21 protein-coding genes are annotated in these 23,287 nt (G+C 36.3%); 12 read left to right on the plus strand and 9 right to left on the minus strand.

What is annotated here, in order from left to right; all coding sequences use genetic code 11:
* Positions 1 to 139 precede the first annotated feature (139 nt).
* The 4 genes from DN408_RS23940 to DN408_RS23955 all read left to right on the plus strand — a co-directional run bounded on the left by DN408_RS23940 (position 140) and on the right by DN408_RS23955 (position 5,059).
* Positions 140 to 1,129: a tRNA dihydrouridine synthase gene (locus DN408_RS23940; protein ID WP_016121383.1), complete on the plus strand. Its 990-nt coding sequence runs from the start codon at positions 140 to 142 to the stop codon at positions 1,127 to 1,129.
* Positions 1,130 to 1,343: 214 nt separating this feature from the next.
* Positions 1,344 to 3,362: a GAF domain-containing sensor histidine kinase gene (locus DN408_RS23945; protein ID WP_002124915.1), complete on the plus strand. Its 2,019-nt coding sequence runs from the start codon at positions 1,344 to 1,346 to the stop codon at positions 3,360 to 3,362.
* Between the two features lie 376 nt (positions 3,363 to 3,738).
* On the plus strand, positions 3,739 to 4,257 hold the full coding sequence (locus tag DN408_RS23950) for a YehS family protein (protein ID WP_003187106.1): 519 nt from the start codon (positions 3,739 to 3,741) through the stop codon (positions 4,255 to 4,257).
* Positions 4,258 to 4,351: 94 nt separating this feature from the next.
* Entirely contained in the window at positions 4,352 to 5,059 is a 708-nt protein-coding gene (locus DN408_RS23955) for a M48 family metallopeptidase (protein WP_078178034.1), read from the plus strand.
* A 69-nt stretch (positions 5,060 to 5,128) separates the two neighbouring features.
* Here the strand turns inward: DN408_RS23955 and DN408_RS23960 are convergent, their stop codons facing one another.
* The gene (locus DN408_RS23960) at positions 5,129 to 5,824 is read right to left on the minus strand and encodes an N-acetyltransferase (RefSeq protein ID WP_078178035.1); all 696 of its coding nucleotides are present in this window, start codon (positions 5,822 to 5,824) and stop codon (positions 5,129 to 5,131) included.
* Between the two features lie 14 nt (positions 5,825 to 5,838).
* On the minus strand, positions 5,839 to 6,948 hold the full coding sequence (locus DN408_RS23965; protein WP_078178036.1) for a mandelate racemase/muconate lactonizing enzyme family protein: 1,110 nt from the start codon (positions 6,946 to 6,948) through the stop codon (positions 5,839 to 5,841).
* Positions 6,949 to 7,041: 93 nt separating this feature from the next.
* Between DN408_RS23965 and DN408_RS23970 the strand changes: the two genes are divergently transcribed.
* Positions 7,042 to 8,319, plus strand: coding sequence for a transcriptional regulator (locus tag DN408_RS23970; protein ID WP_078178037.1), 1,278 nt, complete (start codon positions 7,042 to 7,044; stop codon positions 8,317 to 8,319).
* Here the strand turns inward: DN408_RS23970 and nhaC are convergent.
* Positions 8,316 to 9,737: a Na+/H+ antiporter NhaC gene (nhaC, locus tag DN408_RS23975; RefSeq protein ID WP_002151541.1), complete on the minus strand. Its 1,422-nt coding sequence runs from the start codon at positions 9,735 to 9,737 to the stop codon at positions 8,316 to 8,318. The two genes, DN408_RS23970 and nhaC, sit on opposite strands and share 4 nt — an antisense overlap.
* A 289-nt stretch (positions 9,738 to 10,026) precedes the next feature.
* Here nhaC and DN408_RS23980 point away from each other — a divergent pair, with 289 nt between their 5' ends.
* Positions 10,027 to 11,142: a M20 peptidase aminoacylase family protein gene (locus DN408_RS23980; protein ID WP_003187097.1), complete on the plus strand. Its 1,116-nt coding sequence runs from the start codon at positions 10,027 to 10,029 to the stop codon at positions 11,140 to 11,142.
* A 151-nt stretch (positions 11,143 to 11,293) separates the two neighbouring features.
* Entirely contained in the window at positions 11,294 to 11,902 is a 609-nt protein-coding gene (locus DN408_RS23985; RefSeq protein WP_002169275.1) for an SAM-dependent methyltransferase, read from the plus strand.
* Positions 11,903 to 11,951: 49 nt separating this feature from the next.
* On the opposite strand, the gene ahpF is transcribed toward DN408_RS23985, so the two are convergent.
* Positions 11,952 to 13,478, minus strand: coding sequence for an alkyl hydroperoxide reductase subunit F (ahpF, locus tag DN408_RS23990; RefSeq protein WP_078178038.1), 1,527 nt, complete (start codon positions 13,476 to 13,478; stop codon positions 11,952 to 11,954).
* Positions 13,479 to 13,492: 14 nt separating this feature from the next.
* Positions 13,493 to 14,056 carry an alkyl hydroperoxide reductase subunit C gene (gene ahpC / locus DN408_RS23995; RefSeq protein WP_000924420.1) on the minus strand — a complete coding sequence of 188 codons (564 nt, stop codon included), beginning with the start codon at positions 14,054 to 14,056 and terminating at the stop codon, positions 13,493 to 13,495.
* Positions 14,057 to 14,646: 590 nt separating this feature from the next.
* On the opposite strand from ahpC, the gene mtnK reads away from it, so the two are divergent.
* Genes mtnK through DN408_RS24010 form a run of 3 tightly spaced genes read left to right on the plus strand, consistent with a single transcriptional unit; the run spans position 14,647 to position 17,628 of the window.
* A complete protein-coding gene (mtnK, locus tag DN408_RS24000) occupies positions 14,647 to 15,876 on the plus strand; it encodes an S-methyl-5-thioribose kinase (protein WP_002124934.1) in 1,230 nt (409 codons plus the stop codon).
* Positions 15,877 to 15,888: 12 nt separating this feature from the next.
* Positions 15,889 to 16,932 (plus strand): S-methyl-5-thioribose-1-phosphate isomerase, encoded by a 1,044-nt coding sequence (gene mtnA / locus DN408_RS24005; RefSeq protein ID WP_002124936.1) that lies wholly within the window; start codon positions 15,889 to 15,891, stop codon positions 16,930 to 16,932.
* A 54-nt stretch (positions 16,933 to 16,986) separates the two neighbouring features.
* Positions 16,987 to 17,628 (plus strand): L-fuculose-phosphate aldolase, encoded by a 642-nt coding sequence (locus DN408_RS24010; RefSeq protein WP_002010177.1) that lies wholly within the window; start codon positions 16,987 to 16,989, stop codon positions 17,626 to 17,628.
* A 44-nt stretch (positions 17,629 to 17,672) separates the two neighbouring features.
* Here DN408_RS24010 and DN408_RS24015 read toward each other — a convergent pair whose 3' ends face one another.
* From DN408_RS24015 to DN408_RS24025, 3 genes are read right to left on the minus strand one after another with little or no spacing between them, the layout of a single operon-like run.
* Entirely contained in the window at positions 17,673 to 18,680 is a 1,008-nt protein-coding gene (locus DN408_RS24015) for a FecCD family ABC transporter permease (protein WP_078178039.1), read from the minus strand.
* Positions 18,677 to 19,717, minus strand: a complete 1,041-nt coding sequence (locus DN408_RS24020) for a FecCD family ABC transporter permease (RefSeq protein WP_002029518.1) — start codon at positions 19,715 to 19,717, stop codon at positions 18,677 to 18,679. The genes DN408_RS24015 and DN408_RS24020 overlap by 4 nt, the downstream gene beginning before the upstream one ends.
* A 48-nt stretch (positions 19,718 to 19,765) precedes the next feature.
* Complete coding sequence (locus tag DN408_RS24025; protein ID WP_000732562.1) at positions 19,766 to 20,683, minus strand: iron-hydroxamate ABC transporter substrate-binding protein; 918 nt, start codon at positions 20,681 to 20,683, stop codon at positions 19,766 to 19,768.
* A 330-nt stretch (positions 20,684 to 21,013) separates the two neighbouring features.
* Between DN408_RS24025 and DN408_RS24035 the strand changes: the two genes are divergently transcribed.
* Entirely contained in the window at positions 21,014 to 22,063 is a 1,050-nt protein-coding gene (locus DN408_RS24035; protein ID WP_078178040.1) for an NAD(P)/FAD-dependent oxidoreductase, read from the plus strand.
* Positions 22,064 to 22,294: 231 nt separating this feature from the next.
* On the opposite strand, the gene DN408_RS24045 is transcribed toward DN408_RS24035, so the two are convergent.
* Positions 22,295 to 22,663, minus strand: a complete 369-nt coding sequence (locus DN408_RS24045) for a hypothetical protein (protein WP_002010187.1) — start codon at positions 22,661 to 22,663, stop codon at positions 22,295 to 22,297.
* 181 nt (positions 22,664 to 22,844) lie between these two features.
* On the opposite strand from DN408_RS24045, the gene DN408_RS24050 reads away from it, so the two are divergent.
* Entirely contained in the window at positions 22,845 to 23,084 is a 240-nt protein-coding gene (locus DN408_RS24050; protein ID WP_002029523.1) for a helix-turn-helix domain-containing protein, read from the plus strand.
* Positions 23,085 to 23,287: the final 203 nt, after the last annotated feature.

Below are 23,287 nucleotides of genomic sequence, written 5' to 3' on the forward strand. Positions count from 1 at the left end.
TCAGCAACGATTTTAGTTAAAATGAATATTGCTGATTTTCACAAAATATAAATGTCCAAATGTACTTTTGCTATTTGGCTTTATATTTTTAAATTGAGAGTTTGAAATTGTATTCATATTGAGAGGATTTGAATTTGAAATGATAGATAATTTTTGGAATGATTTACCACGACCATTTTTCGTACTTGCACCAATGGAAGATGTGACAGACGTTGTTTTCCGTCACGTAGTAAGTGAAGCTGGTAGCCCAGATGTATTCTTCACAGAGTTTACAAACTCGGATAGCTATTGTCATCCAGAAGGTATGAAAAGTGTACGTGGCCGTTTAATTTTTACAGAAGATGAGCAACCGATAGTGGCGCATATTTGGGGAGATAATCCTGAATATTTCCGTCAAATGAGTATTGGTATGGCAGAGTTAGGATTTAAAGGTATTGATATTAATATGGGCTGCCCTGTACCGAACGTAGCATCAAGAGGAAAAGGTAGTGGTCTTATTCTACGTCCAGACGTTGCGGCAGAACTTATTCAAGCAGCAAAAGCGGGCGGACTACCTGTCAGCGTAAAAACACGACTTGGCTTTAAAGAGTTAAGCGAGTGGGAGGATTGGTTAACGCACATTTTTAAACAAGATATTGCGAACCTTTCTATTCACTTACGTACAAGAGAAGAAATGAGCCAAGTAGATGCGCACTGGGAACTAATTCCGGAAATTAAAAAATTACGTGACCGTATCGCACCAAATACGCTAATAACAATCAATGGAGACATTCCTGACCGTCAAACTGGAATGGAACTTGCTGAAAAATACGGTATTGATGGCGTTATGATTGGACGAGGAATCTTTAAAAATCCGTTTGCCTTTGAAAAAGAACCGAGAGAGCATAGCAGTCAAGAACACCTTGACCTTTTAAGACTGCAGCTTGACCTTCAAGATCAATATGCAGAAGTACTACCACGTTCAATCACAGGGCTTCATCGCTTCTTCAAAATTTATGTAAAAGGATTCCCTGGAGCTGCTGAACTAAGAAATCAATTGATGAACACGAAATCAACTGATGAAGTGCGTGCGTTGCTTGATAAGTTTGAGGCGAGTGTTGATAAGGATGGAGATAGTGAAACAGTGTAACTTTTGAAAGTTAGAGGGGATAGGGTGTAGCGATTTTATGAGTGTTTGTTCCATTTTAATTAAGGTGAACCGTATCATAAGTAAGTGAGGTATTCTATGTAAAACAAGGGTAAGAAAAGAATACAGGAGAAAATTGAAAATGGCAGGTTGGTCTTGATTTTCACTGATATTATCATGTTTATTTTATTATGCCTATAACTTGGAGGCTATGTGAATGTTAAGTGATCAGACGAGATATTCTAGGCTCGCGAATATAACAAAAATAATAAATACAAAATTAGAACTACGTGAAGTATTGCAGCGTGTAACAATGGCGATATCAGAGGAGATTGTTAGGTGCAACGCTGTTGGAATTTATTTACCCCAGGAAGATGGAACATTTAGAGGGTTTGCAGGAAAACCAGAGACCATAAATGGCGTAACGCTCGATACTCAGGTAATTGATCCTGAAATAGACTTACTGGCAAAAGAAGTTATTGAAACCAAAAAAACCATCTCTATCCCTGATACCTCAAAGGATCATCGGCCGGATCCGAGACCAGTTGATGCGTTCAAAATTAAGTCCTTATTAGCCCTGCCTATCTCATTTGGGCAAGAGTTATTTGGTCTGGTTTTTTTATTTGATTATGGAGCTCCAATGAACTTAACAGATTCAGAAATTCAAAGTGTTGAAGCTTATGTAAATATGGCTGCGGTCGCAATTCAAAACGCAAATAATTTAACACAAAAGGAAAACCTTATTGCCGAGAAGCAGCTGTTACTAGATGTTACCCGTGAGTTATCAATGTGTTCCTCGATACAGGAGAGTTTTGATAAATGTTTTTTTTACTTAGGACAGATTTTAGAGAGTAAAAACATGGCTGCCCACCTTTTAGACCCGATAGACAAAACAACGATTAAAACAACGAAGTTAAGCAAGGACTGTGATTGGACAGAAGCGGATTGGATGGAGAAAAGCTATGAAGCCAAGATCCAAGAGGTTATTCAAACAAAAAATATAGATAGTAAGGGTCTACTGATGATTCCATTGGTTTCAATGGGAGAAGTATTAGGGGTAATCGTCGTGGGCAAAGAGGGAAAAGCTCACAATTACGATAATTCCCAAATTCAACTGGCAAAATCTATCGTTGATGCCACAGCTCCTACGTTTTCAAACTTGTTATATATGGATCAACTTGAAAGCATGGTGGAAGAGCGAACGAGGGAACTAGCTGCTGCTAATGAAAAAGTTACAAGTGTGATTGAAATTATTACGGATGGATTCTTTACTTTGAATAATAAATGGGAATTCACGTACGTAAATAAGCATCAATATTTTCCACAAAGAAAAACAGCAAAAGATGTATTAGGTAAGAATATATGGGAGGTCTTCCCGAGTAGCGTCGACGCAGTTATGTATAAGGAATTTCATCGTGCAATGTCAGAGCGAATTACAGTTCATTTCGAATTTTTTTCTATCTCTGATGAATATTGGCACGAAGTTATTGCATACCCGTATGATGATGGTATTTGTTGTATTTTTAAAAACATAACGGAAAAAAAGCAATATGAGCAGGAATTGAAAAGGTTATCCAACATAGATTTAATAGGACAAATGGCAGCAGGTATCAGCCATGAGATCAGAAATCCAATGACAACAGTACGAGGGTTTTTGCAGTTATTAAAAGAAGAGCACACCTATGAGAAACATAATAAGTACTTTAAATTAATGATTGAAGAACTTGACCGTGCCAATTCTATTATTACTGAATTTCTCTCAATGGGTAATACAAAGAAATCGGATTTGCAGATGTTAGATTTAAATTCAATTATCCACGATATTATTCCTTTAATAAAGATTGATACGTATAATCAAAATAAATATATTCAAGTCGATACAAATGACATTCCAGAATTACTTTTAAATCGTAATGAGATACGGCAATTATTAATAAACCTATACCGTAATGGCTTAGAAGCGATGAGCACAGGGAAAATTCTAACCATTAGCACCTACAAGGAATGTCAAAATTGTGTGGTGCTTGCAGTGCGGGATCAAGGAAAAGGTATCAGGCCTGAAGTATTAGAGAAACTGGGTACTCCATTTTACACGACCAAAGATAATGGAACTGGATTGGGATTAGGCGTATGTTATGCTATTGCTACCCGGCATAATGCGAAAATAGAAATTCAAACAGGCTCGGAAGGCACTACCTTTTTTGTTAAATTTAATTATGAAAATAATGAACAATAACCTCATTTAGATTAGTTACGGTGAACCGTACCACAAATAAAAAGGAAAACCTAAGTAAACACAATCAATATATTTCACCTGAATTTTGCGTAACATTCATGTTTGAGTTGCCCACTAAATTAGAGTTGCATAAAAAGAAATGGACTAACCTATATCAGGTTAGTCCATTTTTAAGTGTGTTAATTAATAGTAAATCCCCATCCGTAATTTTGCGCGATTATCCCATCCTTTTTTGCTGTTTTAAAATCATCCCCAAAAGCATTAATCCACCTAAGACTACAAAACCTACCTCTAAAATGTTAAAGTAATAACTTAACGATATTAATTTATACATGCTAAAAGCATTACTATAATCAACATTTCAGGAGGAAATACAATGGCAATGAGCAACAACGATATATTAAAAAGAGTAAGATACGCTTTAGATATAAGAGATATAGATATGGTAGAAATCTTTGAACTTGGCGGGATGGAAGTAACGAAAGAGGACGTACTTGATATGCTTACAAAAGTAAAGAGAAGTCCACAACATGAAGCTGAAAATGATGATGTAATCGAAGATGAGTACGTATTAACATGCGACATGATGATGCTAGAGGCATTTTTAAATGGATTTATTACTTTAAAAAGAGGGAAGCAAGATCCGAAACCAGGGCAACCGGCACCTGTACAGAGCAAGGAGAGTGCCAATAACCTTCTTTTAAAGAAAATGAAAATAGCACTATCTTTAACGAGTGAAGATGTGCTTGATATATTAGACAGCGTAGGCGTCATCGTAACAAAAGGAGAGTTAGGCGCTTTATTAAGAAAGAAAGGCCATAAGCATTACAAAGAGTGCGGCGATAGATACGCAAGGAATTTCATTAAGGGATTGGCTGTAAAGTATAGAGGATAATAAGTTTGTTAAAGCAGTAAATGATATAATAGATAGAGTAGGGCGTTTGTGTCCTATTCTTTTTTATTTGTAAAATAATACACTAGGTGATGAAATGGTACATACATATTTAGGTGAGACAATTAATTTTCATATAACTTATAAGAAGAAAAAGTCGGTGCGTCTTTTTGTAGATTCGTACGGAAATGTGGAAGTGCAAGCTCCAAAGGGAACACCTGTTGAATACTTAGTCCAGCTGCTAGAGGAGAAATGGGATTGGATTCAGAAAACACGTAAGGAAATGCAGGAGCGAGCGCTTGGTCCAAAGGAAAAGGATTATGATCAAGGCGAGGGCTTTCTGTATTTAGGGAATACGTATCCGATACAGATTTCTCAAGATGCAAGTATTACGCAAGACAATGCAGTTTTTGAAGGGGATAAGCTACACATTTATGTGAATGAGCTTAAGGATGAGAAAATCCAGCAGGCTTTAAAACGATTTTACTATAAGCAGTGCAAGGCATTAGTAGAGAAGAGTATTAAAGCGCATCAAAGTAATTTTAAAACAAAACCACGTTCTATTCGTATTACAGATAGTAGTCGTACGTGGGGAACTTGTGATTCAAATCTACAGTTAACGTTTAATTGGAAGCTAGCAATGGCACCTCAGAGGGTAATTGATTATGTAGTTGTTCATGAAATGTGTCATATGGTTCATTTAAATCATGATCGCTCTTTTTGGCGTCTTGTCGGGAAGATAATGCCTGATTATAAGGAAATGGAAAACTGGTTAGCGTTATCTAGTTGGAAGATGACGGTTTAGTTATTACTTTAGATTGTGGAATGAAATAAAGTAGAACCCTAATGAATTAGGGTTCTCTTTGTACATAGATTATCGTCCAAACTTCGCAGTGAAAGTATCGTCTATTCTCTCCATCGCATACCCACGATACCCCTCCGAAAGCAACGCCTGCTGTCCACCAGCATCACTCATCGGAACGCTCTTAACATCCGACCAATCTCTTTCCTTATCCCCAAGCAATTCCTTCACAAAAACATACCGCATACTACCACTATACTTCTCCTTCAGTGCAGCAATTTCCATCCCTTGCGCAAATTTATCTTTTAAACTCGGAATGTTAAAAGGTGCAACGGTGCAACAAACATAGTCGTACTGGCTGTCTTCTTTTTGTAATTCATCCATGATGACTGTGGCTAATATTTTTTGCATGCCATTTCCTCGACAGTTTGGATGAACGTTTGAGATTTCTTGATAGATGACGCGGTGTAGCTGACTTTCTGGTAGACCAATATCAAGCCCTAAATGTTCATCGTCGATAGGAGGGACTAGTAGGGCACGAAATGCGATGAGCTCGTTTTGTATAAACGCCCCGATCATCATGCCGTTTCCTTCTAGAATGTATTGAAATTCTTCTAGCGAGAGTGGTTGTAAACGACCTTTATCTTCTAGCGCTTCAACTATAACGTTTTGTAATGATAAAATTTGTTCCATATGTTCTAAAGATAGTAATGTAACGTGAAATGAATCGTTGTTTTGTTTTAATTTTCCTTCGTAAAGAATCGTCATGTGTTAGTCCTCCTTTAGCGTACAACGTCTTGAAAGACGGTTAATTCTTGTAATGTATTTTCGTTTATTTCAATGCCGAGTCCCGGCTTTTCGTTTAAGCGAATAAATGGTACGTCGTAATGTAAGTTTCCGATGTCTTTCGTGAATTTTAATGGTCCTGTTAGCTCGACGCTAGTAATGATTTTTTTTGAGAAAGCGACATGGAATCCTGCGGAAGAGGCAACAGATGATTCGACCATGGATCCAACTTGGCATTCAATGCCTGCCATTTCAGCTTGATGAGCGAGTTTTACAGCTGGATATATGCCGCCGCATTTCATTAGTTTTATATTCACTTTATCAGCTGCGTCTAATTTAATAATTTGGCGCATTTCACGAGAGCCTTTTAGTCCTTCATCAATCATAAGCGGAAGATCTGTTTTCGAACGAATATGAGCCATTGCGTCAATATCATCCGCTACAACAGGTTGTTCAATCCAGTCGATGTTTAAATGTCCTAATGAACGAAGTGCTGTTAATGTGTTTGCGCTATTTTTCCAGCCTTGGTTTACATCAACACGAATCGCGATATCATTTCCTACACGTTCACGTACAGCTTCAATTCGTTTTACATCTTCTTTTACATTCGTGCCGACTTTCATTTTGAAAGATTGGTAACCTTTCTTAATCATGGAAGCTGCTTCTTCAGCCATATTTTCTGGATCGGCGATACTTAAGACGTGAGTGACAGGAAATGCTTCATGGTAGCGTCCTCCAATTAATTGATATACAGGTTGATTTAGTTTTTTACCCAGTATATCAAAACAAGCGATATCAATCGCAGCTTTCGCAGTAGGAATACCGTAAATTGTATTGTCCATCATATCGTGTATTTTTTCGATATTCATTGGATTTTTCCCAATTAGAGCAGGAGCTAGTGTATGTTTTAAAACATGGAAAGTACTTTCCCATGATTCACCTGTAACGTGATCATCAGCAACGCCTTCACCGTAACCGATAATGCCTTCATCTGTTTCCATTTTGACGATAATAGAAGGCATATCAGAATAAGAACCATAACTAATAACAAACGGATCGCGAAGCGGTAAACGAATTGCGTAAAGGTGAATAGCTGTAATTTTCATTGAATAAAGACCCCTTCCTGTTTACAATGGTTTTGTACATTTGATATAGTTGACGTTAAATAGTCGTTAATTAATGATAAGGAGTTAGAGAAAATGATGATAAAAATTGCAGTTGTCGGTTCAAAAGAGTTTATGGAGAATCTTTTACCTATTGCTCATAAACTAGAAGAGATAGAGATTGATCCATATATTTACCTTCACCCGGCAGAATCTTCTGAACTATTAAAGCGTTTAAAACCTTGTGATGTTATTTTTTTCTCGGGTGCCCTACCTTATTATATGGCAAAAGAAATAAGAGAACAATTACCAATTCCAAGTACGTACTTACAGCAAGACGAGACAACTGTCGCTTCTTCACTTCTTTCTATAATATATCATCAAAGTATTCAACCTCATAAAATTTCAATTGATTTAGTAGATCGTTCGTTTATTAAAAATGTGTTCCATGATATCGGTCTGAAAGAAACTCCGCAAGTGATGGATTATGAAAATGTGTTATGGAGTAATGATGAAATTAAGAGAATCATTGATTTTCATTTAGCTAAATATCAATCAGGAGAGGCTGATTTAGCTTTAACTAGTATTCACGCTGTCTACGATGAACTTCAAAAAATAGGTATTCCTTCAGAGCGTATGATAGATCCAACGCAATCAATTATACATGGATTAAAAGATGCAAAAATAAAAGCTGAGTTAGCAAAAAGCCATTCAGCTACTGTTGGTGCTTGTATTATATCCTTTATAGAGTTACAAGAAAGCTCGCTTGAACAATTAAATGTAATTTCAAAAGAATTACGTGGTTCATTTAAACAAGTTGATGAAATGACTTTTATTTTGTATACAACTCGTGGTGATATTGAATTGAGTATAAAAACAAATACGATAGATCGTTTATTTATGAATATAGAAGGCGCAGTATCTATTGGATTTGGTTACGGAAAAACAGTAAATGAAGCGGAACAAAATGCAAAAATCGCTCGAGGTTTCGCAAAGAATAATCCGATAGAAAGCTGCTTTTATATACTAACAAGTGATAAAGAATTATTTGGTCCGTTCCCGAAAGAACAGAGAGTACAAAGTTTAAAAAACGATAATCCTGAATTAATGAAAATAGCGAAGGAAACGAAGCTTAGTCCTGCAAACTTGTCAAAAATTATTCAGTTTAGTCAATCGCATCCATCATTGAAATTTACAGCGGCGGATCTTTCTGAGTACTTACAAGTGACTCGGCGATCGACGGAAAGGCTGTTAAAGAAATTAGTTGATTACAGATATGCCAATATTTGCGGCGAGGAAATGCCCTATCAACAAGGGCGCCCTCGTGCAATATATGAGCTGAATTTACCGTTGTATTCGTTTCAAAAATTTTAAGCTTCTAGTTGTGCTTTTTGTTTTTTCAGTAGGTCTGCTTTTTCAATATCAGATAGCTTCGTAATTGTGAAGCCAGTTATACCATAAATGATTGAGATAATAGGTACGATGAAATTCAATATAGCATAAGGAGCATATTCGAATGCACCGACTCCAAGTGTTGCGAGTATAAATACACCACATGTATTCCAAGGTACGAAAACAGAAGTTAATGTTCCGCCATCTTCTAATGCTCTGGATAAATTTTTAGAATGTAGTCCTTTTTCTGTGTACGCATTTGCATACATTCTTGAAGGAACAACAATCGAAATATATTGTTCAGAGCAAGTAAGATTCGTTGCAAAGCAAGATGCGATGGTAGAAGCGATAAGTCCTTTTGATGATGTCGCTAATTTTAAAATTTGATTTACAATTGAGCGAAGAATGCCAGTATGTTCTAGTACTCCGCCGAAAGTCATAGCGACAATTGTCATAGAAACTGTATTCATCATAGAGCTTAAGCCACCACGGTTAAATAGTTCATCTACTAACTTGTTTCCAGTGTCTATGACAAATCCACTTTGGAGTGCACCGACAGCTGATGAGACAGAGCCACCTTGAATAAAGACTTGTGATAAGAATCCTAAAATAACACCTACGAGAATAGCTGGTATAGCAGGGACTTTTTTAGCGACCAATACCATAACAACTACTGGTATAATTAATAGGAAAGGTGAGATAACAAAGTTTTGTTGCAATACTTGTAACGTTTGATCGATGCTTTTTGAATCAATATTGTTATCGCCAAAGCTTCTTCCTAAGAACGCATAAACGATAAGAGTAATAATTAAACCTGGAATTGTAGTAAATAACATGTGACGAATATGTGTGAATAAATCTGTATTTGTTAATCCTGCGGCTAAGTTTGTCGTGTCTGAAAGCGGTGACATTTTATCGCCAAAATAAGAACCGGAAATTATAGCACCGGCAACCATTGGAGCTGGGATTCCCATACTTAGGCCAATTCCCATTCCAGCAACACCGATTGTTCCCATTGTAGACCAAGAGCTACCGATTGCTAATGCAACGATAGAACAAATAATTGTAATTGAAACTAAAAATAGTGATGGAGTTAAAAGTTTTAAGCCGTAATAAATCATAGTAGCGACGATTCCGCCGCCAATCCAAGCACCGATCGTTAAACCTACAAGAATAATGATAACGATAGCGGGTAATGCAAGGCGAATTCCTTTATACATCGATTCTTCAATGTCATTCCATTTGTAACCGTATCGCCAAGCGACGATCGAAGCAACGGTTGTACCAATAATAAGTGGGACGTGAGGGCTTTGTTCTAATACAACAATTGTAACCATCATAACTGCAACTGTAATGATAATAGGGATTATTGCTATGCCAAAAGGTATTTCTCTTTTCATAAACTGCCTCCTCATTATGTATGTTTGTATTTTTAGAATTGTCGCAAAATAGACGTTATTAAGTTATAATAACTAAAAATAGATATAAGCGTCAATATATAAACAGAAAATATCGAATCTTCTATTTGTATGGATATCTTTATAAGATGAGTTGAAATCGGGTATTAATGGTATTAAAAAATAAAAAATTGACTTTTTTCTTAAAATTCAATATGTTCATAAAAACATCTGTTTTTCATAAGTATAATTAATCTGAATGGTTTGTAATTAGGGGAAGGAGAATGAAGCTTTGAAAACATTAGAACTACAAGAGCGTTTAACTGAAATTTTTCAGCATTTACATGAAAACCCTGAAGTAAGCTGGAAGGAATATGAAACGACAGCTTATATTACTAACTTTCTAAAAGAAGAAGGAATTTCATATAAAATATTTGATGATTGCCCTGGCGTGATTGCTGAAATCGGAAGAGGGAATCCAGTTATCGCGATTCGTGCTGATATGGATGCACTATGGCAAGAAGTAGACGGAGAATTTAAAGCGAATCACTCGTGCGGCCACGATGCTCATATGACAATTGTGATGGGCCTTATTTTACAATTGAAAAATATGAGATGGGATAGTGGTACTGTTAGATTTATTTTTCAGCCGGCAGAGGAAAAAGGAAATGGTTCCTTAAAGATGGTAGAGAAGGGCGCCGTGGATGATGCTGATTTCTTATTTGGTGTTCATTTAAGGCCGATTGAAGAACTGCCTTTGAAACAAGCAGCCCCATCTATTCGTCACGGAGCTGCAGCATTTTTAGAAGGGATGATTCATGGAGATGATGCACACGGTGCACGCCCACATCAAGGTATAAATGCAATTGATGTCATTTCGATGATCAATATTGGATTGAAAAATATATGGTTACCGCCGCAGACGTCTTATTCTGTTAAGATGACGAGATGCCAAGCTGGTGGTGATAATCTAAATATTATTCCAGGTAACGGGCATTTTAGTTTAGATGTAAGAGCAGAAAATAACATATTACTAGATGAATTGAAGCGAAGAATAGAGCAAGTAATTCAGTCAGCTGAATCAATGGGATCTAAACTTTCTTATGAGTGGATTGATCTCGCACCAGGAGCTGAAGTGTCAGAAGAAGCTGAGCGTTTCATGCGGAAAGGCATTCTTGAAGTGTACGGGGAAGAGGGATGTACTGGACCACTGTATACGACAGGAAGCGATGATTTCCATTACTATACAGTGAAAAGACCCCATTTAAAAGCTGTCATGCTTGGACTAGGGGCGAACTTACAACCTGGATTACACCATCCGTATATGAAGTTTGATCATAGCTGTATAATGGATGGAGTAGAAATATTGAAACAAACTGTATTGAAAGTATTAGAAGACAGGGGCTAGAAAGCTCCTGTTTTTTTTGTAGGAATTTGTTGTTAAGTCGATATATTTGATTTCGCGATAATATAATTTCACGTACCAATTAATTTGATAAAAATGAGCATTCAGTACGTGGTGTATAATAATAGTAATATTTCTTAATAGGAGCAAACGAATGAACGAACAATATTACGATGCTGTATTAAATATAAAAACTGTCGGCGAGCAAAAAGGATTTAATAAGTCTATGCATTATCACCGTTATGAACCGACGCCATATAGCGGATTAGATGAGTTATTGAATCAATATGAAATAACAAGTAGCGATCGAATTGTAGACTTTGGGTGCGGAAAAGGGAGATTGAATTTTTACATGCACCATAAGTGCGATGCATTAGCGGTTGGAATTGAAATGAATGAAGAGTTTTATAAAGAAGCAATGGATAATCGTGATCGTTATGCGCGAAAAGTGAGAAACAGTAAAGATAAAATTCGGTTTGAATGTTGTTTAGCGCAGGAATATGAGATTGATCCACGTGATAACCGGTTTTATTTCTTCAATCCATTTTCTGTACAAGTGTTTATGAACGTAGTGAATAACATTTTGCTTTCGGTAGAGGAAATAGAGAGGGAAGTGGATATTATTTTATACTATCCTTCTGAAGATTATATTTTCTTCTTAGAGAACCAGACTGCGTTTGAATTGAAGAGAGAGGTTAGATTGCCGGGTGCTTATGAGAAGAATGGGAATGAGAGATTTTTAGTTTATACATTAGGATTATAAAAAAGCAGGTGCCTTGGCACCTGCTTTTTTAAAACTCACGTCTATATAATTAGTTACGGATTAAGTAATCAAATGCACCTAAAGCTGCATTCGCACCTGACCCCATAGAGATGATGATTTGTTTGTACGGATTATTTGTACAGTCACCTGCACCAAACACTCCTGGTACGTTTGTAGCGCCGTGCTTGTCTGTTACGATTTCACCGCGAACGCGTTCAACTGTTTCGCCTAACCAGTCTGTGTTTGGCACAAGACCGATTTGAACGAATACACCTTGTAATTCAACATGGTGTACTTCTTCAGTTTCACGATCGATGTAAGAAATACCGTTTACTTTATCAGTACCAGTGATTTCTTTCGTTTGAACGTTTTTCAGAACAGTTACGTTCGGTAAGCTGTTAAGACGTTCTTGTAATACAGCATCAGCTTTTAATTCTGGCATGAATTCAAGAACAGTTACGTGATTAACAATACCTGCTAAGTCGATAGCTGCTTCAATACCAGAGTTACCACCGCCGATAACTGCTACATCTTTTCCGATGAATAATGGACCGTCACAGTGTGGGCAGTATGCTACACCTTTGTTTTTGAACTCAGCTTCACCCGGTACGCCAACATTACGCCAGCGAGCACCTGTTGAAACGATTACGCTCTTACTTTTCAGAATAGCGCCGTTTTCAAGTTCCACTTCAATAAGTTCTTTTTTCTCTAAACGTTTCGCACGTTGTAGATTCATTACATCGATGTCGTATTCTTTTACGTGCTCTTCAAGGCTTGCTACTAGCTTAGGACCTTCAGTGCGTTTTACGCTGATGAAGTTCTCAATACCCATAGTATCCATTACTTGACCACCGAAGCGCTCAGCAACGATACCAGTGCGGATGCCTTTACGTGCTGCATAAATTGCTGCACTTGCACCAGCTGGGCCGCCACCAACAACAAGAACATCGTATGGATCTTTATCAGAAAGCTCTGACGCATCTGGACCGTTACCCATTTTAGCTAAAATTTCTTCAAGTGTCATACGACCGCTTCCGAAAGATTCGCCATTTAGGTAAACAGTTGGTACTGCCATGATGTCTTTACTTTCTACTTCCTCTTTAAATGCAGCGCCATCAATCATAGTATGTGTAATACCAGAGTTTAGAAAGCTCATCACGTTAAGAGCTTGTACAACATCAGGACAGTTATGACAACTTAGGCTGATATAAGATTCAAAATGATATTCGCCTTGAATGTTTTTGATTTGATCGATTAATTTTTGTTCAACTTTTGGAGCACGTCCACTAACTTGTAGTAAAGCTAACACTAATGAAGTAAATTCGTGTCCTAATGGAATACCAGCGAATACGACACCAGTGTCTTCACCAGGGCGATTTACGCTAAAGCTTGGTGTTCTCTCTAGTTCAACTTTTTCTACTGTAATCTTAGATGACATAGTAGCTAATTCATCTACTAGAGATAACATATCTTTAGATACGTTATCGTCTCCTGCGCTTACTTTAAGTAAAATATCGTTCTCCATTAACTGAAGGTATTGGGATAGTTGTGTTTTTATATCTGCATCTAGTATCATTTTGATCGAACTCCTTAGATTTTGCCTACAAGGTCAAGGCTTGGTTTAAGTGTTGCAGAACCCTCTTGCCATTTAGCTGGGCAAACTTCACCTGGGTTGTTACGTACGTATTGAGCTGCTTTAATTTTGTTAACAAGGATGCTTGCGTCACGGCCGATACCGTCAGCATTGATTTCCATAGATTGGATAACGCCGTCTGGATCGATGATGAATGTACCACGAGCAGCAAGACCTTCTTCTTCCATTAAAACGTTGAAGTTTGTAGTGATTGTGCGAGTTGGGTCACCAATCATAATGTATTCGATTTTGCCGATAGTTTCTGAGCTATCATGCCATGCTTTGTGAGTGAAGTGAGTGTCTGTAGATACAGAGTATACTTCAACGCCTAAGTCTTTTAGAGTTGCGTATTGGTTTTGTAAGTCTTCAAGTTCAGTTGGACAAACGAATGTGAAGTCTGCTGGATAGAAACAAACTACGCTCCATTTTCCTTTTAAACTTTCGTCAGTAACTTGGATAAATTCTCCATTATGGTAAGCATTAGCTTTAAACGGTTTTACTTCTGTGCCGATTAATAACATATTAAAATTCCTCCTAAAGGTTGGTTTTGAGCATCGGAAATTAGTTTGCTCATAAAATATATTTTTTAATTAACTATAATAATTCTAATTCGATATTAATTATCATATAGAAGTGGTTATTTTGTCAAGAGAATAAACCAACTTTATACCAATTTAATTAATATTTATTCTCAATTAAGGCTGCTAGGGAATTAAAAGGTAATTTTCAAGTCATAAATTTTCAATGAGTGTTTGAAAGAGTAGTGTGTATGTTAGAGACATGGTGTAAGTATAAATTCTTAGGAAGGAAATATTTCTTAGAAGTTGTGGATTTGAAAAGGAACTGCTTACTTCTATTTTACAAAGAATTGTGCAATAAATAAAACAAAATGTATCGGAATCTTTGTGAACAATTATTGTCATCATAAATATATATAATAAGAAGTATATTGCAATGAGAAATAGAAACATTGACGCTCATTTCTAACAAGATATAATAAAAGCGAGATATGTATTGCAATAGAGAAGATATAGTATAGATTGAAAAAGTTTCAGTCTATTATTTTTTACGGCTTTTAGAAAACGTTTACATTTAGTGTGGAGGGGAAACCATGTCTAAGTTCACGAAGTATTTTTTAATGGAAGCTAAAGATGTGATTGCATATGTGCAAGAGAAATTACCTAAGTTCGAGCATGCAAAGGGGCTAAAGTGTAAAGAAATAGGTGATGGTAATTTAAATTATGTGTTCCGCGTTTGGGATGAACAGAAGAACATTTCTGTCATTGTAAAGCAAGCTGGGGATACAGCGCGTATTTCAGATGAGTTTAAGTTGTCGACGAATCGAATCCGTATAGAATCAGATGTTTTGCGATTAGAAGGAGAGTTAGCATCTGGACTCGTGCCAAATGTATATTTGTTTGATAGTGTGATGAATTGTTGCGTGATGGAAGATTTATCAGATCACACAATATTGCGTACAGCACTCATAAATCATCAAATGTTTCCGAGGCTTGCTGATGATTTAACTACTTTTATGGTAAATACCCTTCTATTAACATCAGATGTTGTAATGAATCATAAAGAGAAGAAGGAACTCGTGAAGAATTATATAAATCCTGAGTTATGTGAGATTACAGAGGACCTCGTATATTCAGAGCCATTCACAAACCATAATAAACGCAACGAATTGTTTCAATTAAATGAAGGATGGATTAGGGAGCATATTTATAGTGATAAAGAGCTTCGTATGGAAGTAGCAAAACTTAAGTTTTCGTTTATGACGAATGCACAAGCGCTACTTCACGGTGATTTACATACTGGTTCTGTTTTTGTAAAAAGTGATTCTACAAAGGTTATTGATCCTGAATTTGCTTTTTATGGACCTATGGGATATGACGTTGGGAATATAATGGCGAATTTAATGTTTGCATGGGTGAATGCAGATGCAGTGATGCAATCTGGTATTGAGAAAGATACATATATGAACTGGATAGAATCTACCATGATAGATGTAATTGATTTATTTAAGAAGAAGTTTTTAGATGCTTGGGATATTCATGTGACAGAGATTATGGCGAAGGAAGAAGGCTTTAACCGAGTTTATTTACAATCTGTATTAGAGGATACAGCTGCAGTGACGGGTCTTGAGTTAATTCGTCGTATTGTTGGTCTAGCGAAGGTAAAGGATATGACTTGTATTGAGAATGAAGAGGCGCGTGCTAGAGCGGAGCGAATTTGTCTTCAGACAGCGAAGAAGTTTATTTTACAAGCGAATCAATATAAAACAGGTAGCAGCTTTGTAGAAACGTTAAAAAAACAGTCAATGCATAGTGCGAAATAAGGGGAGAAGATGATGGCAGAGCAATTAATACCAATTCAGTGGAAAGATGATGCTTTAGTGTTATTGGATCAAACGGTATTACCGAACGAAGTAGTCTATGAATCTTTTAAAACGGCTGAGGGTGTGTGGGATGCGATTCAAGTAATGAAAGTACGAGGAGCGCCGGCAATAGGTGTTTCAGCAGCCTACGGTGTGTATTTAGGAGTAAAGGAAGTTGCGGAAAGTTCGGCGGAAGAATTCATAGCGGAAGTAAAAAAGGTATGTGCATACTTAGCGACATCAAGACCGACGGCAGTAAATTTATTTTGGGCGCTTGAAAGAATGGAAAGTGTCGCGAAAGAGAATGCTCACTTATCAATTGCGCAGTTGAAAGATAGATTATTAGAAGAAGCAAAAGAGATTCATAGAGAAGATGAAGAAATTAACCGTCAAATTGGAGAACATGCATTAACATTATTCCATGATGGCATGGGGGTATTAACGCATTGTAATGCAGGTGCGTTAGCAACGACTAAGTATGGAACTGCGACAGCTCCAATGTACTTAGCGAAAGAAAAAGGATGGGACTTAAAAATCTATTCCGATGAAACACGCCCTAGATTACAAGGTTCAACGTTAACGGCATTAGAACTGCAGCGAGCGGGAATTGATGTAACGGTCATTACAGATAATATGGCGGCAATGGTCATGTCACAAGGGAAAATCGATGCAGTAATCGTTGGATGTGATCGTGTAGCAGCAAACGGGGATGTAGCAAATAAAATTGGAACATTAGGTGTTTCGATTTTGGCTAAATATTATAACATTCCGTTTTATGTAGCAGCACCAACGCCGACAATTGATTTGAAAACACTGACAGGAAAAGAAATTCCAATTGAAGAAAGGGATGCTTCTGAAGTGATCAATCGTTTCGGACAATACTCTGCTCCTCAAGAAAGTAAAGTATACAATCCGGCATTTGATGTCACGCCATATGAAAATGTAACAGCGATTATTACGGAAAAAGGAATTGTGAGAGCACCGTTTATGGAGAATTTAAAAAAGCTATTTCAATAAGTAGATAGTTTTTAGAAAAATAGTCATCATAAGTTTCTTACTAGGGGGATGTATATGTTACTGCAAAAAGAAAGAGAAGAAGTTGTAGCGTACGGAAAGAAAATGATTTCTAGTGGTTTAACAAAGGGGACTGGCGGTAATATTAGTATTTTTAATCGTGAACAAGGTCTTGTTGCAATTAGCCCAAGTGGTCTAGATTATTATGAAACGACGCCTGAAGATGTAGTTATATTGAATTTAGATGGTGAAGTGATAGAAGGAGAGAGAAAACCATCAAGCGAATTAGATATGCACCTTATCTATTATAGAAATCGTGAAGATATAAATGCGCTTGTACATACACATTCTCCTTATGCGAAGACAATCGCATCATTAGGATGGGAACTTCCTGCAGTATCGTATTTAATTGCTTTCGCAGGCCCGAATGTACGCTGTGCACCATATGAAACATTTGGTACGAAGCAATTAGCAGAGGCAGCTTTCGAGGGCATGATTGATCGCCGTGCAGTTTTACTTGCGAACCATGGTTTAATGGCCGGAGCGAATAATATAAAAATGGCGTTTACTATTGCAGAAGAAATTGAGTTTTGTGCTCAAATCTATTATCAAACGAAAAGTGTCGGAGAACCGAAATTACTGCCAGAAGACGAGATGGAGAATTTGTCGAAGAAGTTTGAAGGGTATGGACAGCAGTAAAATGAAATGAAAACACCCTCAAGAAAAAATCTTGAGGGTGTTTCTTACACTTTCTTAAGCAACAAATACATAAAGTAAGGTGCACCAATTAAAGCAACGACAATACCAGCTGGAATACCGCTAGGTTCGACGATATTTCGTCCAATTGTATCCGCTAGTAGTAATAACCATCCGCCGATTAAAACGGCGATAGGGATGAATATTTGATGTCTTGGACCTACTAAAGATTTGGCGATGTGAGGAGCCATAAGTCCGATAAAGCTAATGCCTCCTGTTACGGAAACAGCAGCGGCAGCAAGTGCAACGGCTGCGATTAATAAGTATCTTCGTTCTTTTTCAATTTCAATTCCAACACCGATTGCTACTGGCTCGTTTAATGCTAGTATATTTAATCTATTTGCCTTATAGAAAACAAATGGGATTAATACGATTAGCCAAGGAAGCATTGCTAAAACAAATGTCCAGTCATCTCCCCAAATGTTTCCGGCAATCCATTTAGCGATAAAGTCTACTTTCATACGATCTGCAGATGAAATAAGTACGATCATCGCGCCAGATAGTGCAAAGGAAAAACCGATGCCGGTTAATGTTAATCTTATTGGCTGAAGGCCTGTGGATTTGCTATATGAAAATGCGTAAATTAGAACAGCTGTTAGAAACGCACCGATAAATCCAACGACTGGTAGTAGGTAAAGGAATGAACCTACGTCTATCGGGAAGTATAGAAAGAAAAAAGCAACTGCAACACCAGCACCAGCGTTAATGCCGAGAATACCAGGTTCAGCTAAATCGTTTCGGGTAATACCTTGTAATACAGCACCTGATAAAGCGAGTGCCATACCAGCTAATAATGTAATGACGATTCTAGGTAGCCTTAAAGAATATAAAACGAATTCTTCTTTAAATGAACCTTGTCCCATAAGTGTTGGGATTAATCTGTCATAGGAGAGAGCGGCAGAACCGAGCCCCATTCCAATTACAATTGTTGTGATGGTAAGTATGAGTAATGCAAGTATGATAAGGCGTTGTTTCTTTAGAATAGATTGCATCATGAGAAAGATCTTCCTCCTTTACGTACAATAAATAGGAAGAATGGTAATCCTACAATTGCGACGATTGCAGCAACTGGTGTTTCATACGGAGCGTTAATTGTGCGTCCGATTGTATCTGCGAGCAGCATAAAGGAAGCACCAGCGATCGCTGACATCGGTATAACAAAACGGTAATCTGGTCCAACGATTGGACGAACCATATGAGGTATCATTAAGCCGATAAATGCCATGTTTCCGACAAGCGCTACAGAAGCACCTGCAAGCAAGATAATAATGATAAATAAAATTGTTTTAATGACGATAATCTTTTGACCGAGTCCAACAGCAACTTCTTCACTGAAACTAAGAACTGTTAATTTCTTTGCAAGTAAGATAGCGATAAATATACTTATTGAAATAACCGGAATAATAATTTTTAATTGGCTCCAACTCGTTCCAATTACGCCCCCAGCCGTCCACATTGATACATCTTGTGAAATTTTAAAGTAAATGCCAACACCTTCTGAGATTGCAAGTAGAAATGCTGAAACAGCAGCACCAGCTAATACAATTCGAAGAGGGGAAAGTCCGCCCTTTTTCACCATGCCAATTCCAAATACCATAATAGCGCCAATTGCAGCACCGATAAAGCAAGCTAGTGTTAAGTAAAGATAGCTTATAGAAGGATTGAAGGCAAGTGTTAGTGCAAGTGCAGCATTTGCGCCACCAGTTAGGCCAAGTAATCCAGGATCGGCAAGTGGGTTTCGCGTTAATCCTTGCATAATTGCACCAGAAACAGCGAGTCCAGCTCCTACAAAAATAGCAGCAACTTCACGTGGTAAACGTATTTCACGAAGGATGGATAGCTTATCTCCTTTAGCAGAGGAAGTAAGTGCTAACCATACGTCTTTTATAGAAGTATCTGCAGCGCCTAACACCATTGCAAACATAAAAATAAGAAAGAATGCAATGATACTCAAAATTAATTTGTATGTAAAAGCGTTGGAACGTAGGTTGTCTTGCTCTTTTTTCATTCGTTTCACATCTTTTCTTTTCATAGAATAAAGGAAGAGGAATTCTTAAATTAAGAATTCCTCATGTTTGTATTATTGACCAAGAAAGCTCTTCTTGAAGAAGTCTAGTTGGAAATCTAATGTAAGTGGATCATTGAAATAGAATTCCATCATGTTTGCTTCATATACACGATTATTTTTTACTGCTGGAATGTTTTTATATGATTCTGTCTCTTGGAATGAGTTATCAGTATCTTTGTTTTTACTTACGATTAAGTAATCACCAGCAAACTCAGGTAATACCTCAGTAGATAATGCGTAGTATCCTTCTTTTAAAGCTTTTTCTTTTACTTTTTCAGGCATTTTTAATTTCATTTCTTGGTAAAGAATTTCTGTTCCACGGCCCCAGTTTTCGCCGTATACGTAAAGCTGTTTGTTGAAGTTTTCAACAACAGAAACTGTTGCATCTTCACCAATCTTCGCTTTAATGTCTTTTCCAGCTGTTTGTGCGCGTTTCTTGAAATCATCAACCCAAGTTTTTGCTTCTTTTTCTTTATTTAATAATTTACCGATTTCTAAGTGTTGTGTTAAGTAATCAACTTTTCCGTAAGTGTATGTTACAGTAGGAGCGATTTTCTTTAACTTATCAACATTTTTAATATTTGATAAACCAATGATTAAATCTGGATTTAATTCTGCAATCTTTTCAACATTTTCATCTGATACTTCAGCGACATTTTTCAGTTTGCTATCGAAACGTGGGTTTTGTTTAGACCATGAATCTACCCCAACAAGATTTACCCCTAATGACATTACGTTACCAGCGAATGATGATAGGACAACAACACGTTGTGGATTTGCTGGAACTTCTACTTTACCATTTTCAGATTGGTATGTAATTGTTTCTGATTTCTTACCTTTTGCGTCGTTCTTCTTGTCTGTTGAACCGTTGCTACAAGCACTCATAACAAGGACGAACAGAACTGTTAGTGAAATAAATAATTTTTTCATCGTCTTTCTCCTTTTGATAGATGATATGTGATATACAATAAATTGTTTAGCTTTGATCTTTTGAAAAGTTAGTGGTAATACAAAAGTCTTATTAACAATCTTGAACTTGAGATTTTACCATGTAGTATTCACCATAGTAATAGAAGAAGATGTAATCTCACAGTTGCTAATAATTAACAAATTGATAATGATTATCACTATTGATTCTTTAAATACTATAATTTTATATAGGTGTATTGTCAATAGTGATTTTGATTGTAAAATTTATAAAAACAAGTTATATTTTATTGAGAATGATAATCAATTATTAGTAGCTGAGGAGTGACACGAATGAATCAAGAAGAATTGTTTGATGTAACTGTGATAGGCGGAGGACCTGCAGGGCTTTATTCAGCTTTTTATAGTGGACTAAGAGAGATGAAAACGAAAATAATAGAATTTCAACCACAGTTAGGTGGAAAAATACATGTTTATCCGGAGAAAATGATTTGGGATATTGGCGGATTATTACCGGTCACTGGTGAGAAATTAATCGAGCAACTTGTACAACAAGGATTAACATTTCAGCCTGAAGTTGTATTGAATACAAAAATAGAATCAATTATTCGTAATCAGGATGGCATTTTTACGTTGAAAACAAGCTCTGGGGAAGAACATTTTTCAAAAACAGTGATCGTCGCAACTGGGAGTGGTATATTGAATCCACAAAAGTTATCAATTGAAGGTGCTGAGAGATTCGAAGTCTCAAATTTAAATTATACAGTTAAATCGTTAAAACGTTTCAAAGATAAAACGGTAATTATTTCAGGCGGAGGGAACTCTGCAATTGATTGGGCAAATGAATTAGAACCGATTGCGAAAAAAGTTTATTTAACATATAGAAAAGAAGAATTATCTGGTCATGAAGCACAAGTAAAACAACTTATGAACAGTTCGGCAGAATGTTTCTTTAATACATCGATTACAAAATTAATTGCTGGTGATAACCATGAAGCGATTGAATATGTAGAATTAACAAATCATGAAACAGGAGAGATTTCTCATTTATCTATCGATGAAGTTATTATTAATCATGGATATGAACGTGATATTACATTATTGGAAAATAGTGAGTTAGATGTTGCAATTATAGATAATTTTTATATTGCAGGTAATGCAAATAGTGAGTCGTCTGTAGATGGATTATATGCTGCTGGAGATATTTTAAAGCATGACGGGAAATTACATTTAATTGCAGGGGCATTCCAAGATGCTGGAAACGCTGTGAATAAAGCGAAACAATTTATTCAACCTGATGCAAGTGAGTACGGAATGGTTTCTTCCCATAATGAAGTATTTAAGAAGAGAAATCGAGAATTGATTAAGCAGATGATGAAATAATAAAGGAACAAGTATACCCCCATTTACATCTCTATTTCTATGGACGAGAGATACAAATGGGGTTTTTCCTGTTTACTATATTTTCAATCATTTTCATGACACCGTTTTCATTAGTTCATGTCATATGAATGTATTTCTATAAAAAGGGAACACAAAGACTTGAACATTTTATTTGTAAATATTTCTAGGAAACAATGAATCTATAGTTGGTTTGTGCGGACCATTATTAAATTATGCTGTCCCTTTTTCCTGTTCATTAGGGAATGGGATATTTTGTATAGAAACAATATATTGTTTTCCATGTTGTCGAGCTAATGATTCTAATATTTGACGAACGCGTTTTGTAAGATTGCCTTGTTTTTTTATAGCTTCACAATATGCATCATAGAAAACGTATTTAGCCCAAAGGAAATCATCTTGTTGGAATAAGAAATGATTTTTGTACCATTCACCAATCGTATGATAACAATTATTTTCATGTACTGCTGCACTTTGTGAAAGAATACGATCGGATAAAGACTTAGATAGATGAGAAATTGTGTTTTCTGTTTCAACTCGTAATGTTTTTTCTAACATTGTAATGATGTGACGAGTAGCCATATGTTAACTCTCCTTTGTGTAAATGGGTAATACCATTCTATATTTAAAAAATACTTACTATACTATTATACAATATATGGAATGCATCTACCTGCTTTTTAATTTGTATTTACAAAATCTTTTTTATTTGTTTACAAAAATAAAGTAAGATACATTATGTATATGAAAAAATAATAAAGGAATGAACACATTGTATATAACAATAGAAGAGGCTGCGGAGTATTTGAAATTACCAAAATCGTATGTTGAAGACTTAATTCAGCAAAAGAAAATTCGTGCACTGTTTGATGGAGAGCAATATTTAATAAACAAGGAACAGTTTAATACACATTTAGAACAAATGGAGAAATATAAGCAGTTAGTGGAAGAAATATTAAACGAACCAATTCCAGAAGATATGGATGTTAAAGACGAAGATTAAATTTATAAAAATCCCCCGTATTACAGAAAAGTTTCTTAAGATAGGGATTTTATAGACGAAGATTAAATTTATAAAAATCCCCCGTATTAAGATATGCAGAAATGTATCTTAATACGGGGGATTTTTATATTAAGGGATGAAAAAGTCATCCGAAATCCTAGAGTTACTTTAAGGGAAAGAAGATTTTATAGGGATTAGTACTA

This window comes from Bacillus sp. AR13-1 (assembly GCF_008042285.1).
GTDB classification, from domain to species: Bacteria; Bacillota; Bacilli; order Bacillales; family Bacillaceae_G; genus Bacillus_A; species Bacillus_A mycoides.